Annotated in this window: 14 protein-coding genes; 11 read left to right on the top strand and 3 right to left on the bottom strand. The window is 65.6% G+C overall.

What is annotated here, in order from left to right; all coding sequences use genetic code 11:
* The first annotated feature begins 49 nt into the window (after positions 1–49).
* The gene (locus J5T34_RS04825) at positions 50–1,213 is read left to right on the top strand and encodes a pyridoxal phosphate-dependent aminotransferase (RefSeq protein ID WP_208578851.1); all 1,164 of its coding nucleotides are present in this window, start codon (positions 50–52) and stop codon (positions 1,211–1,213) included.
* A gap of 197 nt (positions 1,214–1,410) precedes the next feature.
* Here the strand turns inward: J5T34_RS04825 and J5T34_RS04820 are convergent, their stop codons facing one another.
* The gene (locus J5T34_RS04820) at positions 1,411–2,052 is read right to left on the bottom strand and encodes a glutathione S-transferase (protein WP_208578850.1); all 642 of its coding nucleotides are present in this window, start codon (positions 2,050–2,052) and stop codon (positions 1,411–1,413) included.
* 162 nt (positions 2,053–2,214) lie between these two features.
* Here J5T34_RS04820 and J5T34_RS04815 point away from each other — a divergent pair, with 162 nt between their 5' ends.
* The 7 genes from J5T34_RS04815 (at position 2,215) to J5T34_RS04785 (ending at position 10,071) form a co-directional block, all read left to right on the top strand.
* Positions 2,215–3,738: a 3-hydroxyacyl-CoA dehydrogenase gene (locus tag J5T34_RS04815; RefSeq protein ID WP_208578849.1), complete on the top strand. Its 1,524-nt coding sequence runs from the start codon at positions 2,215–2,217 to the stop codon at positions 3,736–3,738.
* Positions 3,739–3,802: 64 nt separating this feature from the next.
* Positions 3,803–4,582 (top strand): oxepin-CoA hydrolase, alternative type, encoded by a 780-nt coding sequence (locus J5T34_RS04810; protein WP_174108072.1) that lies wholly within the window; start codon positions 3,803–3,805, stop codon positions 4,580–4,582.
* 70 nt (positions 4,583–4,652) lie between these two features.
* Positions 4,653–5,738 (top strand): phosphotransferase, encoded by a 1,086-nt coding sequence (locus J5T34_RS04805; protein WP_208578848.1) that lies wholly within the window; start codon positions 4,653–4,655, stop codon positions 5,736–5,738.
* Between the two features lie 262 nt (positions 5,739–6,000).
* Positions 6,001–6,987: a Bug family tripartite tricarboxylate transporter substrate binding protein gene (locus J5T34_RS04800; RefSeq protein WP_208578847.1), complete on the top strand. Its 987-nt coding sequence runs from the start codon at positions 6,001–6,003 to the stop codon at positions 6,985–6,987.
* A 95-nt stretch (positions 6,988–7,082) separates the two neighbouring features.
* On the top strand, positions 7,083–7,268 hold the full coding sequence (locus J5T34_RS04795; RefSeq protein WP_347880633.1) for an oxidoreductase-like domain-containing protein: 186 nt from the start codon (positions 7,083–7,085) through the stop codon (positions 7,266–7,268).
* 29 nt (positions 7,269–7,297) lie between these two features.
* Complete coding sequence (locus J5T34_RS04790) at positions 7,298–8,155, top strand: NAD-dependent protein deacetylase (RefSeq protein WP_432207631.1); 858 nt, start codon at positions 7,298–7,300, stop codon at positions 8,153–8,155.
* A gap of 323 nt (positions 8,156–8,478) precedes the next feature.
* Entirely contained in the window at positions 8,479–10,071 is a 1,593-nt protein-coding gene (locus tag J5T34_RS04785; protein ID WP_208578846.1) for a hypothetical protein, read from the top strand.
* Positions 10,072–10,114: 43 nt separating this feature from the next.
* Here the strand turns inward: J5T34_RS04785 and J5T34_RS04780 are convergent, their stop codons facing one another.
* Complete coding sequence (locus tag J5T34_RS04780) at positions 10,115–11,065, bottom strand: LysR family transcriptional regulator (RefSeq protein ID WP_208578845.1); 951 nt, start codon at positions 11,063–11,065, stop codon at positions 10,115–10,117.
* 191 nt (positions 11,066–11,256) lie between these two features.
* Between J5T34_RS04780 and J5T34_RS04775 the strand changes: the two genes are divergently transcribed.
* From J5T34_RS04775 to J5T34_RS04765, 3 genes are all read left to right on the top strand, one after another.
* Positions 11,257–12,519, top strand: a complete 1,263-nt coding sequence (locus J5T34_RS04775; protein WP_208578844.1) for an acyl-CoA dehydrogenase family protein — start codon at positions 11,257–11,259, stop codon at positions 12,517–12,519.
* 223 nt (positions 12,520–12,742) lie between these two features.
* Positions 12,743–13,435, top strand: a complete 693-nt coding sequence (locus J5T34_RS04770; RefSeq protein WP_208578843.1) for a glutathione binding-like protein — start codon at positions 12,743–12,745, stop codon at positions 13,433–13,435.
* Positions 13,436–13,889: 454 nt separating this feature from the next.
* Complete coding sequence (locus J5T34_RS04765; protein WP_208578842.1) at positions 13,890–14,282, top strand: helix-turn-helix domain-containing protein; 393 nt, start codon at positions 13,890–13,892, stop codon at positions 14,280–14,282.
* A gap of 17 nt (positions 14,283–14,299) precedes the next feature.
* Here J5T34_RS04765 and ureG read toward each other — a convergent pair whose 3' ends face one another.
* Complete coding sequence (ureG, locus tag J5T34_RS04760) at positions 14,300–14,923, bottom strand: urease accessory protein UreG (RefSeq protein WP_208578841.1); 624 nt, start codon at positions 14,921–14,923, stop codon at positions 14,300–14,302.
* Positions 14,924–14,943: the final 20 nt, after the last annotated feature.

The raw sequence follows: 14,943 nt of genomic DNA, 5'->3' as shown, positions 1-14,943 counted from the left end.
CCGCTCGACATCTCCCTGCCAACCGATTGACGAATTGACGATTGACGCCATGTCTGCCGACGCTCCGCTCAGCCCTCCCCCGTCCCGCCTGCCCAACGTGGGCACCACGATCTTCACCGTGATGTCGGCGCTCGCCGCCGAAAAGAATGCGGTCAACCTGGGTCAGGGCTTTCCGGACTTCGACTGCGATCCGAAGATCGTCGACGCGGTCACGCGCGCGATGCAGGGCGGCCTGAACCAGTACCCGCCGATGGCCGGCGTGCCGAAGCTGCGCCAGGCCATCGCCGACAAGATCGGCAAGCTCTACGGCCGCGCCTACGACGCCGACAGCGAGATCACGGTGACCGCCGGCGCGACGCAGGCGCTGCTGACCGCGATCCTGTGCGCGGTCCATCCGGGCGACGAAGTGATCGTGCTGGAACCGTGCTACGACAGCTATCTGCCCGCGATCGAACTGGCCGGCGGCAAGCCGGTGCCGGTGATGCTGGACGCCCCGCACTTCCGCATCCCGTTCGACCGCCTCGCCGCCGCGATCACGCCGCGCACGCGGATGATCCTGATCAACACGCCGCACAACCCGACCGGCACGATCTGGCGCGAGGACGACATGCGGCAGCTGGCCGCGCTGCTGGCGGGCACCGACATCCTGCTGCTGTCGGACGAGGTCTACGAGCACATGGTCTACGACGGCCAGGCGCATCAGTCGGTGGCGCGCCATCCGGAACTGGCACGGCGCAGCTTCGTCGTGTCGAGCTTCGGCAAGACCTATCACGTGACCGGCTGGAAGGTCGGCTATGTCGCCGCGCCGGCCGCGCTGATGGCCGAATTCCGCAAGGTCCACCAGTTCAATGTATTCACCGTCAATACGCCGGTGCAGCACGGGCTGGCCGACTACATGTCGGACCCGGCGCCCTATCTCGAATTGCCGGCGTTCTATCAGGCCAAGCGCGACTTCTTCCGTGCCGGGCTGGCCGATACGCGCTTCAAGCTGCTGCCGTCGGACGGGACGTACTTCCAGTGCGTCGACTATTCGGCGATTTCGGACATGAGCGAAGCGGATTTCGCGATGTGGCTGACGCGCGAGATCGGCGTCGCGGCGATTCCGGTGTCGGCGTTCTATTCGCAGCCGCGCGAATCGGGCGTGGTGCGGTTCTGCTTTGCCAAGCGGGAGGAGACGCTGGGGCTGGCGCTGGAGCGGTTGCGCAAGCTTTAAGGTAGAGCGGGCAGTCGCCGCAATGCGACCGCCCGCTGCCCTCTCCCCCGCCCCTCTCCCGCAAGCGGGAGAGGGGAGAAAACCGGTGCGGTCACGACGAGCAGCACGAACATTCGCCCACCGGATGGTGTTCTCCCTCTCCCCCTCAGGGGGAGAGGGTTGGGGAGAGGGGGTGGTGTCGAAGCGCGATCGCGTTCCTACTTGTTCCGGCTCAGCATCAACTCGGTATTGGCCTTGCGTTCCGCGTTGACCTTCTGCACGGTCGGCCGCTCGCTCATCCGCTTCAGATAGTCCTTGACCGGCAGGTCGGCCAGCATGTCCGCGCCGTAGATGATCCTGGTCGCGGCCGACACCAGCGGCAGATGCACCACCGCGGCGCAGTCGGCCAGCGTGAAGCGGTCGCCCGCGATATACGGCGAGAATTTCGCCAGCTTGGCGAAGGCGGGAATGTAGCGGTTCAGCAGCTTCTGCTGGCGCTCCTTGACGCCATCGCTGACCTTGCCGCCGAAAAACGCCTCGGGGTAGAGCTCGCGCACCGTCAGTTCCAGATACAGTTCGAGATACGTGACCAGCTCGCGCACCTTGCCGGCGGCCAGCGGGTCGGCCGGCAGCAGCGGGTTCTGCGGATAGGCGGCCTCCAGGTATTCGGCGATCACCTCCGATTCGCACAGCGTGCCGCCATCGACCACGATGTACGGCACCTTGCCCAGCGGCGAGGCGTCCAGGTCGGTCTCGCCGATCCAGGCCAGCACCTCCTCGAACGGCACATTCTTTTCCATCAGCGCCAGCTTGACCTTGTTGTAGTAGTTGCTGGCAGCAAAGCCGCAGAGCTTCAGCATGGGGTGTCTCCTTTGTTGTGCTGCGTTCTCCCGGACGGGATCGGTGGCCGCGCCTCGGCTTTTTTTGGCCGATCAGCGCACGCGCCTGCGCGGCGGTGTTCACGCAACGGGTGCAAAAACCGCACGAGCGTGCTAATTTAACCACAACTTTTTGGAAGCACGATGAGCACTTTGACTATCGACACCCTCGGCATCGTGGGCACCGGCGCAATGGGCCGGGGCATTGCCCAGATCGCCGCGCAGGCGGGCCTGACCGTCCGCCTGTTCGACACCAATCCCCAGGCCGTTGCGGCCGCCCGGCAGTATCTGCAGGACACGCTGGCCAAGCTTGCCGACAAGGGCAAGATCAGCAGCGACGATGCCGCCGCCACGCTCGCGCGCGTGCAGCCGTGCGGCGCGCTCGAGGAAATGGCCGACTGCGACATGGTGCTCGAGGCCATCGTCGAGCGGCTCGAAGTCAAGCGCGACCTGGTCGCCGGGCTCGAAGCCATCGTGCGTCCGGATGCCGTGATCGCGTCGAACACCTCGTCGCTGTCGGTCACCGCGATCGCGGTCGGCGCGAAGCACCCGGGCCGCATCGTCGGCTACCACTTCTTCAATCCGGTGCCGCTGATGAAGGTCGTCGAGGTGATCGACGGCCTGTCCGGCGATCCGGCGGTGGGCGATGCGCTGATGGCGCTGTCGCGTCGCATGGGCCATACGCCGGTGCGTTGCAAGGACATGCCGGGCTTCATCGTCAACCATGCCGGCCGCGGCATGAACATCGAAGGGCTGAAGGCCGCGCAGGAAGGTGTGGCCGAGTTCGCCGACATCGACGCGATCATGCGCGAGCAGGCGGGCTTCCGCATGGGCCCGTTCGAGCTGATGGACCTGACCGGGCTCGACGTGTCGCACCCGGTGATGGAGTCGATCTACAACCAGTTCTACCAGGAGCCGCGCTATCGTCCGTCGCCGATCACGGCGATCCGCCAGGTCGGCGGGCTGCTAGGGCGCAAGACCGGCGGCGGCTTCTACCGCTATGTCGATGGCCAGAAGCAGCTGCCCGCCACGGCCCCGGTGCCTAACGCGCGTCCGGCCAGCGTCTGGGTCAGCCGCGACAGCGAACGCGGCCATGCGATGGTGGTCAAGCTGCTGACCGCGATGGGCATCACGCCCGAGGGCGGCAACGCACCGTCGGCCGATGCGCTGATCGTGGTGACGCCGCTGGGTCTGGATGCGACCGCCTGCGCGCTGCAGCAGGGGCTCGATGCGAGCCGCGTGATCGCCATCGACACGCTGCTGCCGTTCGAAGCCACCAGGCGCCGCACGCTGATGACGACGCCCGCCACCAGCGCCGCGATGCGCGACGCCGCCCACGGCCTGTTCGCCAGCGACGGCGTGCCGGTCACGGTGATCCGCGACTCGGCCGGCTTCGTCGCCCAGCGCATCGTCTCGTGCATCGTCAATATCGCTTCGGATATCGCGCAGCAGCGCATCGCGACGCCGTCGGACATCGACCTGGCCGTCAATCTTGGCCTGGGCTATCCGAAGGGTCCGCTGGCGCTGGGCGATGCGATCGGCCCGCAGCTGATCCTCGAAGTGCTGCGCAATATGGAGCGGCTGACCGGCGACATGCGCTATCGTCCGAGCCCTTGGCTGTGGCGCCGTGCCAGCCTCGGCCTGTCGCTGCTGACCGAGGAAGCCTGACGTTTCCGGGCCGCCCTCCCCGGGGCGCTCCTTTCCCCCCAACACGCCACCGAGCCGAGCCGCCATGCCTGCCCAACTGCTGTCCGAACGCGTCGATGCGACGCTGGTGCTGACTATCTCCAATCCGGAAATGCGCAATGCGCTCGGCCCGGAGATCTACCACGCGACGAAGGAAGCCCTGCAGGCAGCCGAGCAGGACAGCAGCATCCGCTCGGTGGTGCTGACCGGCGCCGACGGCATGTTCTGCGCCGGCGGCAACCTGAACCGGCTGCTGGGCAATCGCGCGCAGCCGCCGCAGGTGCAGGCCGACAGCATCACGATGCTGCATGCATGGATCGAGAGCCTGCATGCGTTTCCGAAGCCGATCATCGCCGCGGTGGAAGGCGCCGCCGCCGGCGCGGGCTTCTCGGTGGTGCTGGCCTGCGATTTCGTCGTGGCCGCCAGCAATGCGAAGTTCGTGATGGCCTACGTCAAGGTCGGCCTGACGCCGGACGGCGGCGGCTCGTATGAACTGGCGCGCGCGCTGCCGCGTCAGCTGGCGTCGGAACTGCTGATCGAAGGCAAGACCGTCGACGCGCAGCGGCTCGCGCAGTTCGGCCTGGTCAACCGCGTCACCGAGCCAGGCCAGGCACTGGCCGAAGCGTTGCGCCTGGGCGAATCGCTGGCCGCGCAGTCCTCGCACGCGATGGGCCGCATCAAGGGGCTGATCAATCAGGCCGGCACGCTGTCGCTGAACGAACATCTGGCCCGGGAACGCGAGAACTTCGTCGCCGCGCTGCATCACCCGGACGGCGGCGAAGGCATCAGCGCCTTCCTGGAAAAGCGCAAGCCCAACTATGGTTGAAGACCGCGGCTGAACAGCGCCGCCGCATCGTTACCGACCCGATCCCGATAAAAAAGATACCGGAGACAGCATGAGCAGCAATCTTTCCCAGTTCGAGGGCACGCGCCCGGTCGCCGAGCAGCAGCGCTTCGATACCGCTGCGCTCGAAGCCTGGCTGCGCGACCATGTCGAGGACTTCGCCGGGCCGCTGACGGTCGAGCAGTTCAAGGGCGGCCAGTCCAATCCCACCTTCAAGCTGATCACGCCGGGCCGCACCTACGTGATGCGCGCCAAGCCGGGGCCGAAGTCGAAGTTGCTGCCGTCGGCGCACGCGATCGAGCGCGAGTACCGCGTGATGGCGGCGCTGGCAAACACCGACGTGCCGGTCGCGCGCATGTACGCGCTGTGCGAAGACGAGGCCGTGATCGGCCGCGCGTTCTACATCATGGAGTACGTCAACGGCCGCGTGCTGTGGGACCAGTCGCTGCCCGGCATGAGCCCGAGCGAACGCGCCGCGATCTACGACGAGATGAACCGCGTCATCGCCGCGATGCATACCGTCGACTACCAGGCCATCGGCCTGGGCGACTACGGCAAGCCGGGCAATTACTTCGCGCGCCAGATCGAGCGCTGGACCAAGCAGTACAAGCTGTCCGAGACCGAGAAGATCGAGGCGATGGACGCGCTGATGGACTGGCTCCCTCACCATATCCCGGAGGAAGACCAGGACCTGACCAGCATCGTCCATGGCGACTACCGGCTCGACAATCTGATGTTCCACCCCACCGAGCCGCGCGTGCTGGCGGTGCTCGACTGGGAACTGTCGACGCTGGGCCATCCGATGGCCGACTTCGGCTACCACTGCATGAGCTGGCATATCGCGCCGGGCCAGTTCCGCGGCATCGCCGGACTCGACTATGCGGCGCTCGGCATTCCCGACGAGGCGACGTATCGCCGCATGTACGAGCAGCGCACCGGCCGCGAGATCACCGGCGACTGGAACTTCTATCTGGCCTTCAGCATGTTCCGCATTGCCGGCATCCTGCAGGGCATCGCCAAGCGCGTGGTCGACGGCACGGCGTCGTCGGCGCAGGCGGTCGACGCCGGCAGGCGGGCCCGGCCGATGGCCGAGATGGGCTGGCAGTACGCGCAGAAGGCGAAGCAGCGGATCGCCTGATCAGGACACATTCGGTCAGGGCTGGCCGGATGAAGGCTGGCACGGCGAAGAGCCGTGCCAGCCTTTTTTGCTTTCGTCCATGGCAAAAGTGGCGTTTTTCATTGTCTGACGACATATAACGAGAGCCTCCGCTCTCGCCTCCGGGATTTCCCTGAAACATGCCAAATTTCGCTGTCTTACCGCTGGACGGCGCGCATGCCGGCTCTTATGATGGCGACCATTGTTGTATGACGACTGACAAATAACCGTTCCCGGAGACATCATGCAAGCACGCCGCCGCTTCCTCAAATTCGCCTCCACCGCCGCCCTCGCCGCTGTCGCCGCCCCGCTGGCGACGCCTGCCCTGGCCGCCGACACCTGGCCGAACCGGCCGATCCGGCTGGTGGTGCCCTACCCTGCCGGCGGGTCGTCGGACATCATCGCCCGGCTGATCAGCAAGCAGCTCGGCGAAGCGCTCGGTCAGCCGGTGGTGGTCGACAACCGCCCCGGCGCCAACGGCAACGTCGGCGCGGCCTTCGTGGCGCAGTCCGGCGGCGACAACCACACGCTGCTGCTGTGCGATGTCGGCGCGCTGGCGATCAGCCCGTCGGTCTACACCAAGCTGACCTTCGATCCCGCCAAGGATCTGAAGGGCGTTTCCATGCTGGCCTATTCGCCGCATATGCTGGTGGTCAACCCGTCGGTGCAGGCCAATACGCTGAAGGACCTGGTCGAGATGTCCAAGCGCGGCGAGCTCAATTTCGCCGTCACGGCGATCGGCAGCGCCCCGCATCTGGCCGGCGTGGCCGTGCAGCAGGCCACCGGCGCCAAATGGCAATACGTGCCGTACAAGGGCGGCGCGCAGGCGATCGCCGATACCGTCGGCGGCACCGCACAGGTGCTGATGAACGGCATGCTGGCCACGCTGCCGCACGTGCAGAGCGGCAAGCTGAAGGCGATCGCGGTGTCCAAGCGCACCCGCATGCCGCTGGTGGGCAATCTGCCGACCATCGCGGAACAGGGCGTGGCGAACTTCGAGTCGGGCACGTGGCAAGGCGTGATGGCGCCGGCCAAGATGCCGGACGCCGCGGTGACGCGCCTGAACGCCGAACTGGTGCGCATCATCCGTTCGCCGGAAGTGCGCGCGCAACTGGCCGGCCAGGGCGCCGAGGTCGTGACGATGACGCCCGCCGAGACCAACCGCTTCTTCGCCACCGAGAAGACGCGCTGGGCCGCGGTGGTCAAGCAGGCGGGCATCAAGCTCGACTGACGGCGGCCACAGGCCCTCCGGGCCTGTGTCGCGACGGGCAGCCCCGGGGCGGCAAGCGTATACTGGCCGTTGCTATAGGTTTTCGCCCGTTCGCTGTGTCCACCCCCTCTCCCCACGACGATCCCCGCCCGCTGCCGCCCAACCGGCCCGACGACGACGCCTGCTGCGGCAGCGGTTGCAGCCCCTGCATCTTCGATTTCTATTACGAGGAAATGGAGCGCTACCGGCAGGAATTGAGGGACTGGCTGGCACGGCACCCCCAGGAGGCCGCTTCGCCGTGAGGCTGGACGCTGTCGCCTCTTTCGACGCTATCGGCGCCCTGGCGGCCGGCGTACCGCCACATGGCGATGCCGATGCGCTGATCGACTTCGTGCGCCGGCACCCGCGCCTGCTGGTGCTGACCGGCGCCGGCATCAGCACCGATTCCGGCATCCCCGGCTATCGCGATGCCGATGGCAACTGGCGGGCGAGCACGCCGATCCAGCACCGCGAATTTCTCGACTCGCATGCGCGCCGCCAGCGTTACTGGGCGCGCAGCATGGTGGGCTGGCCGATCATGTCGCGCGCCCGGCCCAATGAGGCGCACCTCGCGCTCGCGCGGCTGCAGCAGGCGGGACACATCGAGGCGCTGGTCACGCAGAACGTCGACGGCCTGCATCAGGCCGCGGGCAGCACCGGCGTGATCGAGCTGCATGGCAGCCTCGGCACGGTGGTCTGCCTGAACTGCGGCGAGCGGCATCCGCGCGCCGACATCCAGCACGAACTCGAAGCGGCCAACCCGGCCATCGCCGGCCTGTCGGCCGTGCCTTCCGCGGACGGGGATGCGCATCTCGAAGCCGAGGACCTGCACGATTTCTCCGTGCCCCATTGCCGGCGCTGCGCCGGCGTGATCAAACCCGATGTGGTGTTCTTCGGCGACTCGGTACCGCGCGATCGCGTGGCGGCGGTCCACGACGCTCTGCAACGCGCCGATGCGCTGCTGGTGGTGGGGTCGTCGCTGATGGTCTATTCGGGCTATCGCTTCTGCGTAGCCGCCGCGCAGGCCGGCAAGCCGATCGCCGCCATCAACCTCGGACGGACGCGCGCCGACTCGCTGCTTGCTCTCAAAGTGTCGGCGTCCTGTGCCGAAGCGCTGAGCCGGATTGCGCAGGCATTCTGCGACCGCTGACGCCGACCGCCGACCGCCGATCGCCGACGACGGGCGGCCCGGGATTACAGAAGTGTCAAAACGCGCAAATCCGGCTTCGCCATGGAAAGCGCCGTGGGTGCCGGCAAGGAACAATTCAGCCTTCCGCGCATGACCCACCGCCACCACTACCAGACAACGCCGCGAACATTCACGCATTGTCTTGCAAGGTCCGGTGGTAACCGGAGCGTCCGCCTGCGCGTCCGCCATATCGCGACAACCATGCAGTAAACAGACGATAGCCCAAGGGTCGGCGCGCGGCATATCGCTCCCATTGATTCCATCCTTTATCAATTGGACATCCCATGCCTGGTGAATCCCGAATCCAGCAACGTGCCAAAGCCTTTGTCGACATTGCCCACATCGACATCCCTTTCCCGGAATTCCCGAAGACAGGAAGCAGCAATATCCAGCAAATGGGCATGGACCTTGCAGCGAGCGCGCATGCGCTGTTTTTCACGCAAGGTTGCCGCATCGAGTTTGCCGGCAAACACGATAGCAATACGGACAGACAGGTCCGGTCACTGATGCAAAGCGCGGCGCCCGACTCGCCCGAGGACGCCGGCGCCAGGTTGCTGGAATTCATTCAGGGCGAGCTGCAATCCCAACTGGTTGAGGGCGGTCAGCTTTGGCATCCGGGACATGCCGCCGTGCTCGCCGCAACGCTCGGACAACGGGCGATCTGGAATGCGGAAGGCGAGGCGCTGGCGAGGATCTTTCACGAACGCGGGTTCGGTCTGCATGCACGGCCAACCGAGATAACCATGCGCATTTCGCCGTTGGCCGACGGAAGCGGATGGCGGATCAACAAGCTGATGAACTGGTATTCCTATCGGGACGAGACTGGAAAAACGCGCTGCATGAGCACGCTCAATCCGATTCTCGAAATCGACCACCAGATCGACGTCTATTTCGATTCCGCTCACACAACGATCCGCAACGCCTGGAATTGGCTCACCGGTCGGGAGACCACCGAGTTCAAGGCGGGAATCCGCACCGAAATCGGCCAGATCGCCTGGCGCGACCCGCATCTCGACGTGCCAATGCTCGCGCATGGCCCGAGCGATCGCCCTCGTGGCCTGTCCAGCATCATCTCCGCACTGTTCGAAGCTATTGCCCAGGCCTTTGCCAATGCTTTCGAGGAGGGCTGCCGCCGCGTGGATGGCGCCGCATTCAAGCCGCTGTCGGGGCAGGAACGAAACGCCTTCCTGATGCATCGGCCCCATTCGCTATACGGCCCCCGGGACAACGCAGCATTGGAGTCGGATGACAATGCGCTCGCCGCCTCGGAGGCGCTTGACCCAAACCTGGCCGCCCTCGCGCCGACGCGAGCCATGCTGCTCCACCGCCTGGAGCGCGGCGACGGAGACCTCCAGCGCGTAGGAGATGTCCCTGGCGTACTGCGATCCTTTGCGGCACGCAAGCTCGACAAGCAGGACAACGGCACTGCGCAATTCGTCATCATTCCGGCAAATGGCAACGAGCAACTGCACCGACGTACCGGACCCCGGCGAACGGACCTGCACTATCCAGCAAGCGCCGCACTGAGCGCGGGCCGCGGCACCCACAGGCAGCGGCCAGCGGCTGCGCCGGCCGTTGCGAACGAGCAGGTCCTGCGGGCGGAAGCGGCGGCACGACAACTGCGCAACATTCCTCGGATCGACGCTTCGGTCGCGCCACCGTTGCCAGGGTCGCCAGCGTCGACGAGTAACGGCGCCGAAGCTGCAAATCGGCCGCCCGAGGAACCGATCGGCGCCCCAGCGGAACAGCGCGGGCTGGACAGCCCATCGGCCGACGGGTCCAGGGCCGACCTTCCCCCTGCCTCGTCACGCAGCGATGTCGTCACGCACCGAAATGGCGAACCGCAACTTGCGGCAACGGTCACTGGATCGCCTTAAGGGCCGCATGAGGACGCGATCGGGCAACGCGTGCCGTCACGGCTCAGGTATCGGCCCCTCGCCGTGCATCGACGTCGGCGGCGCCGCGCCCGAGTTCCCCAATCACCGCCCCAAGCTGCTCCCGCAGCCACCGATTCGCGCCATCGTTCTCCCCACCCGCATGCCAGTACAGATGCAGTTCCAATGACGGCACCTTGAACGGCAGCGTCAGCAGCCGATTGCCATACGCCTCGTTGGCGATGCGCGCATAGCGCAGCGGCAGCGTCGCCAGCAGATCGGTGCAACTGACGATGCGGCACGCCGCCGCGTAGTGCTGGCAGCGCAGGCGCACCCGGCGCGTCATGCCCATCCGGTGCAGGGCCTGATCCTCGAGCCCTGCGCCGCGCCGCCGCGACGACACGTGCACGTGTTCGGCGGCCAGATAGCGCTCCAGCGTCAGTTCCTTTTTCACCAGCGGATGGTCGCGCCTGGCGAGCACCACCATCGGATCGGACATGAAGGCCGCGTGGTGGATCGCGGGCGAGACCGGCAGCAGGATGTCGATCGCGGCATCGAGCGTGCCGGCCAGCAGTTCGGATTCCATCTCGCGCCGATCGAAGCGGACTGCCGCGATATCGACGTGCGGCGCCACCGCGGCGACGCGCGACATCAGCGGCGGCAGCAACGTCGATTCGAGCGCGTCGCGCATGCCGATGGTGAAGCGCCGCACCGTCGCTGCGGGATCGAAGTGCGGGGTGTCCTGCAGCGTGCGCGCGAACGACTGCAGCGCGGTGCGTACCTCTCCGGCCAGCGAGCGCGCCAGCGGCGTCGGCGCCATGCCCTGCCCGCGCCGCTCGAACAGCGGGTCGTCGAACAGCGTGCGTAGCCGGCCGAGCGCATGGCTGACCGCCGGCTGCGTCAGGTTCAGCTGCCGGGCGGCCGCCGTGATGCTGCCTTCGGTGTAGATGGCGTCAAACACGACGAACAGGTTCAGGTCGATGCGGGAGAGCTGCATGGCGGCGATTGTGTCATGGAATGCAGCAGATTGATACCGTCGAATCCAGAAAATTCATTTTTCATATTCCGCGCAATGAGATAGAGTGCCCTCAGTCGGCGTATATCGCGCCCGCCCGCCGCCTGCCGGTCCGTCGCCGTACGGTCCTGCAGCGCGGCGGGGCCAAATCGCAGGGGTTGTGAGGAGACACCATGGATTTCGAATACTCGCCCAAGGTCAAGGAGATGCGCGCCAGGCTGCTGGCCTTCTTCGACCAGCACATCTATCCGAACGAGAAGCGCTTCCACGCCGAGATCCAGGCCAACCGCAAGGCCGGCAACGCCTGGGTGCCGAGCCAGCTGATCGAGGAGCTGAAGCCGCTGGCGCGCGAAGCCGGCCTGTGGAACCTGTTCCTGCCGCGTTCGAAGCGCGCGCCCGAAGGGCTGTCCAATCTGGAATACGCGCCGCTGTGCGAAATCATGGGCCGGGTGCCCTGGTCGCCGGAAGTCTTCAACTGCGCCGCGCCGGACACCGGCAACATGGAAACGCTGGAGCGCTACGCCTCGGAAGAACTGAAGGACAAGTGGCTGGAGCCGCTGCTGCGCGGCGAGATCCGCTCGGCCTTTCTGATGACCGAGCCCGACGTGGCGTCGTCCGACGCGACCAATATCCGCTGCCGCATCGAGCGCGACGGTGACCACTACGTGATCAACGGCACCAAGTGGTGGTCGTCGGGCGCCGGCGATCCGCGCTGCAAGGTCTATATCGTGATGGGCAAGACCAACCCGGACGCGGGCCGCCACGAGCAGCAGTCGATGATCGTGGTGCCGGCCGATACCCCGGGGATCACCATCAAGCGCCATCTGCCCGTGTTCGGCTATGACGACGCGCCGCACGGCCATATGGAGATCGAACTGAAGAACGTGCGCGTGCCGGCGGAGAACATCCTGCTCGGCGAAGGCCGCGGCTTCGAGATCGCGCAGGGCCGCCTCGGCCCGGGCCGGATCCACCACTGCATGCGCAGCATCGGCGTGGCCGAGCGCGCGCTCGAACTGATGTGCAAGCGCAGCCTGGAGCGGGTCGCCTTCGGCAAGCAGATCGCCCGTCACGGCGTCACGCAGGAACGCATCGCCGAAGCGCGCTGCGAGATCGAAATGGCCCGTCTGCTGACGCTGAAGGCCGCATACATGATGGACACGGTCGGCAACAAGGTGGCCAAGGCTGAGATCGCGATGATCAAGGTGGTGGCGCCGAACGTCGCGCTGAAGGTCATCGACTGGGCGATCCAGGTCCATGGCGCGGCCGGCGTGTCGGAGGACTTCCCGCTGGCCTCGTGGTGGGCGCATCAGCGCACGCTGCGTCTGGCCGACGGCCCGGACGAGGTGCACCGCAACTCGATCGCCAAGCTGGAGCTGGCCAAGCATATGAGCCTGAATCCGGACGAGATCCAGATGCCGGTCACGCGCGGCGGCTGAAGCCGTCGTCCGACAAGACACTCCAGGGCGGCTGCGACGGCAGCCTGCCATCCACGCGCGCAGCCTGTCTGCGCGTTTTTTTCTTCTGTGATTAAATGCGTCGGTCCATTCAACCGGCGTTCCGCTGCCCGCACCGGCAGGCGCCAACGGCTGCCTGCAGCGGCTGGCACGGTGTCCTGCCGGCGAGCCGGCGGCGCCCTTCTCCCGTCCAGGAGCTTCCTCGATGATCGATGTCTACAGCTGGGCCACGCCCAATGGCCACAAGGTTCATATCATGCTGGAAGAGTGCGGCCTGCCCTACCAGGTCCACCCCATCAATATCGGCGCCGGCGATCAGTTCGGCGAGGAATTCCTGAAGATCAGTCCGAACAACAAGATCCCGGCGATCGTCGACAGCGAAGGACCGGACGGCCAGCCGATCTCCCTGTTCGAATCGGGCGCGATCCTGGTGTATCTGGCCGGCAAGACCGGCAAGTTTCTGCCCGAGGACGTGCGCGGCAAATACGAAACGCTGCAATGGCTGATGTTCCAGATGGGCGGTGTCGGTCCGATGCTCGGGCAGGCGCACCATTTCCGCATTTATGCGCCGGAGAAAATCGAATATGCGATCCAGCGCTATACCAACGAGGCGCGCCGCCTCTATGGCGTGATCGACAAGCAGTTGTCGAACCGGCCCTGGCTGGCCGGCGACGATTACACGATCGCCGATATCGCGACCTTCCCGTGGCTGCGCAGCTGGCAGAACCAGGGCGTCGAGCTGGACGACTATCCGAACCTGAAGCGCTGGTTCAATACGATCGCCGAACGCCCCGCGGTCAAGCGCGGCGTCGAAGTCCTGGCGCGCGAGCGCAAGCCGCTGCATACCGACAAGGAGCGCGAGATCCTGTTTGGCGCCACCCAATACGCCCGCCGTTGAGCGGCGCGAGTGCCAGAACCGGCGGGTCGGTGATCCGCCCGGCCGGACCGGCGCCTGCGTGTGCGAAGGGCGCGTGAATAGCAGGCCGCGCAACGAAGGCCCCCAGGCGAAAGCCGGGGGCCTTTTCCATTGGGCGGCCGGTTTTCGCCGCCGTACAGGGCTCCGAAGGAATCACGTGCACCGGCATTCCTTAACAAAGAGGAGCGGTTCTTTCGTTAATTGAGAAACCGGTTCAGGTGAACACCTGTATGACATTCCCTTGCAAACATGAGAAAAAAGCGTTGCGTGCGGTTCGTTTCCCGATGCTTGTGCGGATTTTCAACACTCTCTGCAACCTATAGTGTTTGTATGGCAGCGTTATGCTGTCTGACACCGATTGTGCGACGGACTCTAGGATGTCGAGTCGACCGGCCGAATCCCTTAACTTCCCTCAAATTCCTCTCTCCCCCTGACCATGATCGGCGATCCTCTCAAGCTATTTGGCCAAAGACTAACGGCCCTGCGCAAACAAAGGGGCTGGTCGCAGGAAAAACTCGCGCTCGAAAGCGGAATGGCGCGCTCCTACCTCAGCGGCATCGAACGGGGGCTGCGCAATGTGGCCCTGATCAACATCTGCACCCTGGCCGATACCCTCGGCGTTCCTCCCAGCGAAATGTTGAAGTTCGAAAGCGAGAACTCGGTATTGACGGTGGAGGAATTACGCACCCCATTCGGCGCCGAAGAAACGACCGCGCAACGCAATGCGCGGCGTTATATGGCAAGGCTGGATAATGACGACCAGGACCTGGTCGCCTCGGTGGCACGGGCCCTCGCCCGCAAGCGCAGTGTCGGACAAAATGCCGCGTGATGGCGGCCGCCGCGCGGCTACATCGCCAGCATGCCCTGCCGCTCGATAAATCGGATTACCGCATCGAGACCCTTCCCTGATTTGACGCTGCCCATCACGAACGGGCGCTCCCCGCGCATCTTGCGCGCATCGCTTTCCATTATCTCCAGGTTGGCGCCGACATAAGGCGCAAGGTCGGTCTTGTTGATGACCAGCAGATCCGACTTGGTGATACCCGGCCCGCCCTTGCGTGGAATCTTTTCGCCGCCGGCGACATCGATCACGTAAATCGTCAGGTCCGACAATTCCGGACTGAACGTCGCCGCCAGATTATCCCCACCCGATTCGATAAACACCACGTCGGCATCGGGAAAACGCGCCAGCATGCGGTCGACCGCTTCGAGGTTGATCGACGCATCTTCCCGAATCGCGGTATGCGGACAGCCGCCGGTTTCCACGCCCATGATGCGTTCCGCCGGCAGCGCGCCGGAAATCGTCAGCAGGCGCTGGTCTTCCTTGGTGTAGATGTCGTTGGTGATCGCCACCAGGTCGTAGCGCTCGCGCATGGCCTTGCACAGCATCTCCAGCAAGGTGGTCTTGCCGGAGCCGACCGGGCCGCCGACGCCGACGCGCAGCGGAGGAAGTGTCTTGGTACGGGTCATGATGTCTGTTCCGATTGGAT

The organism is Cupriavidus gilardii, assembly GCF_017598945.1.
Lineage (GTDB): Bacteria > Pseudomonadota > Gammaproteobacteria > Burkholderiales > Burkholderiaceae > Cupriavidus > Cupriavidus gilardii_E.
Note: the sequence above shows the minus strand (reverse complement) of the source record. Positions and strands in the feature narration are given on the sequence as shown.

Excerpts from the sequence above, each read along its gene's own strand:
- J5T34_RS04825 (WP_208578851.1), top strand. The coding sequence starts at position 50 with ATGTCTGCCGACGCTCCGCTCAGCCCTCCCCCGTCCCGCCTGCCCAAC.
- J5T34_RS04820 (WP_208578850.1), bottom strand. The coding sequence starts at position 2,052 with ATGCTGAAGCTCTGCGGCTTTGCTGCCAGCAACTACTACAACAAGGTC.
- J5T34_RS04815 (WP_208578849.1), top strand. The coding sequence starts at position 2,215 with ATGAGCACTTTGACTATCGACACCCTCGGCATCGTGGGCACCGGCGCA.
- J5T34_RS04810 (WP_174108072.1), top strand. The coding sequence starts at position 3,803 with ATGCCTGCCCAACTGCTGTCCGAACGCGTCGATGCGACGCTGGTGCTG.
- J5T34_RS04805 (WP_208578848.1), top strand. The coding sequence starts at position 4,653 with ATGAGCAGCAATCTTTCCCAGTTCGAGGGCACGCGCCCGGTCGCCGAG.
- J5T34_RS04800 (WP_208578847.1), top strand. The coding sequence starts at position 6,001 with ATGCAAGCACGCCGCCGCTTCCTCAAATTCGCCTCCACCGCCGCCCTC.
- J5T34_RS04785 (WP_208578846.1), top strand. The coding sequence starts at position 8,479 with ATGCCTGGTGAATCCCGAATCCAGCAACGTGCCAAAGCCTTTGTCGAC.
- J5T34_RS04780 (WP_208578845.1), bottom strand. The coding sequence starts at position 11,065 with ATGCAGCTCTCCCGCATCGACCTGAACCTGTTCGTCGTGTTTGACGCC.
- J5T34_RS04775 (WP_208578844.1), top strand. The coding sequence starts at position 11,257 with ATGGATTTCGAATACTCGCCCAAGGTCAAGGAGATGCGCGCCAGGCTG.
- J5T34_RS04770 (WP_208578843.1), top strand. The coding sequence starts at position 12,743 with ATGATCGATGTCTACAGCTGGGCCACGCCCAATGGCCACAAGGTTCAT.
- J5T34_RS04765 (WP_208578842.1), top strand. The coding sequence starts at position 13,890 with ATGATCGGCGATCCTCTCAAGCTATTTGGCCAAAGACTAACGGCCCTG.
- ureG (WP_208578841.1), bottom strand. The coding sequence starts at position 14,923 with ATGACCCGTACCAAGACACTTCCTCCGCTGCGCGTCGGCGTCGGCGGC.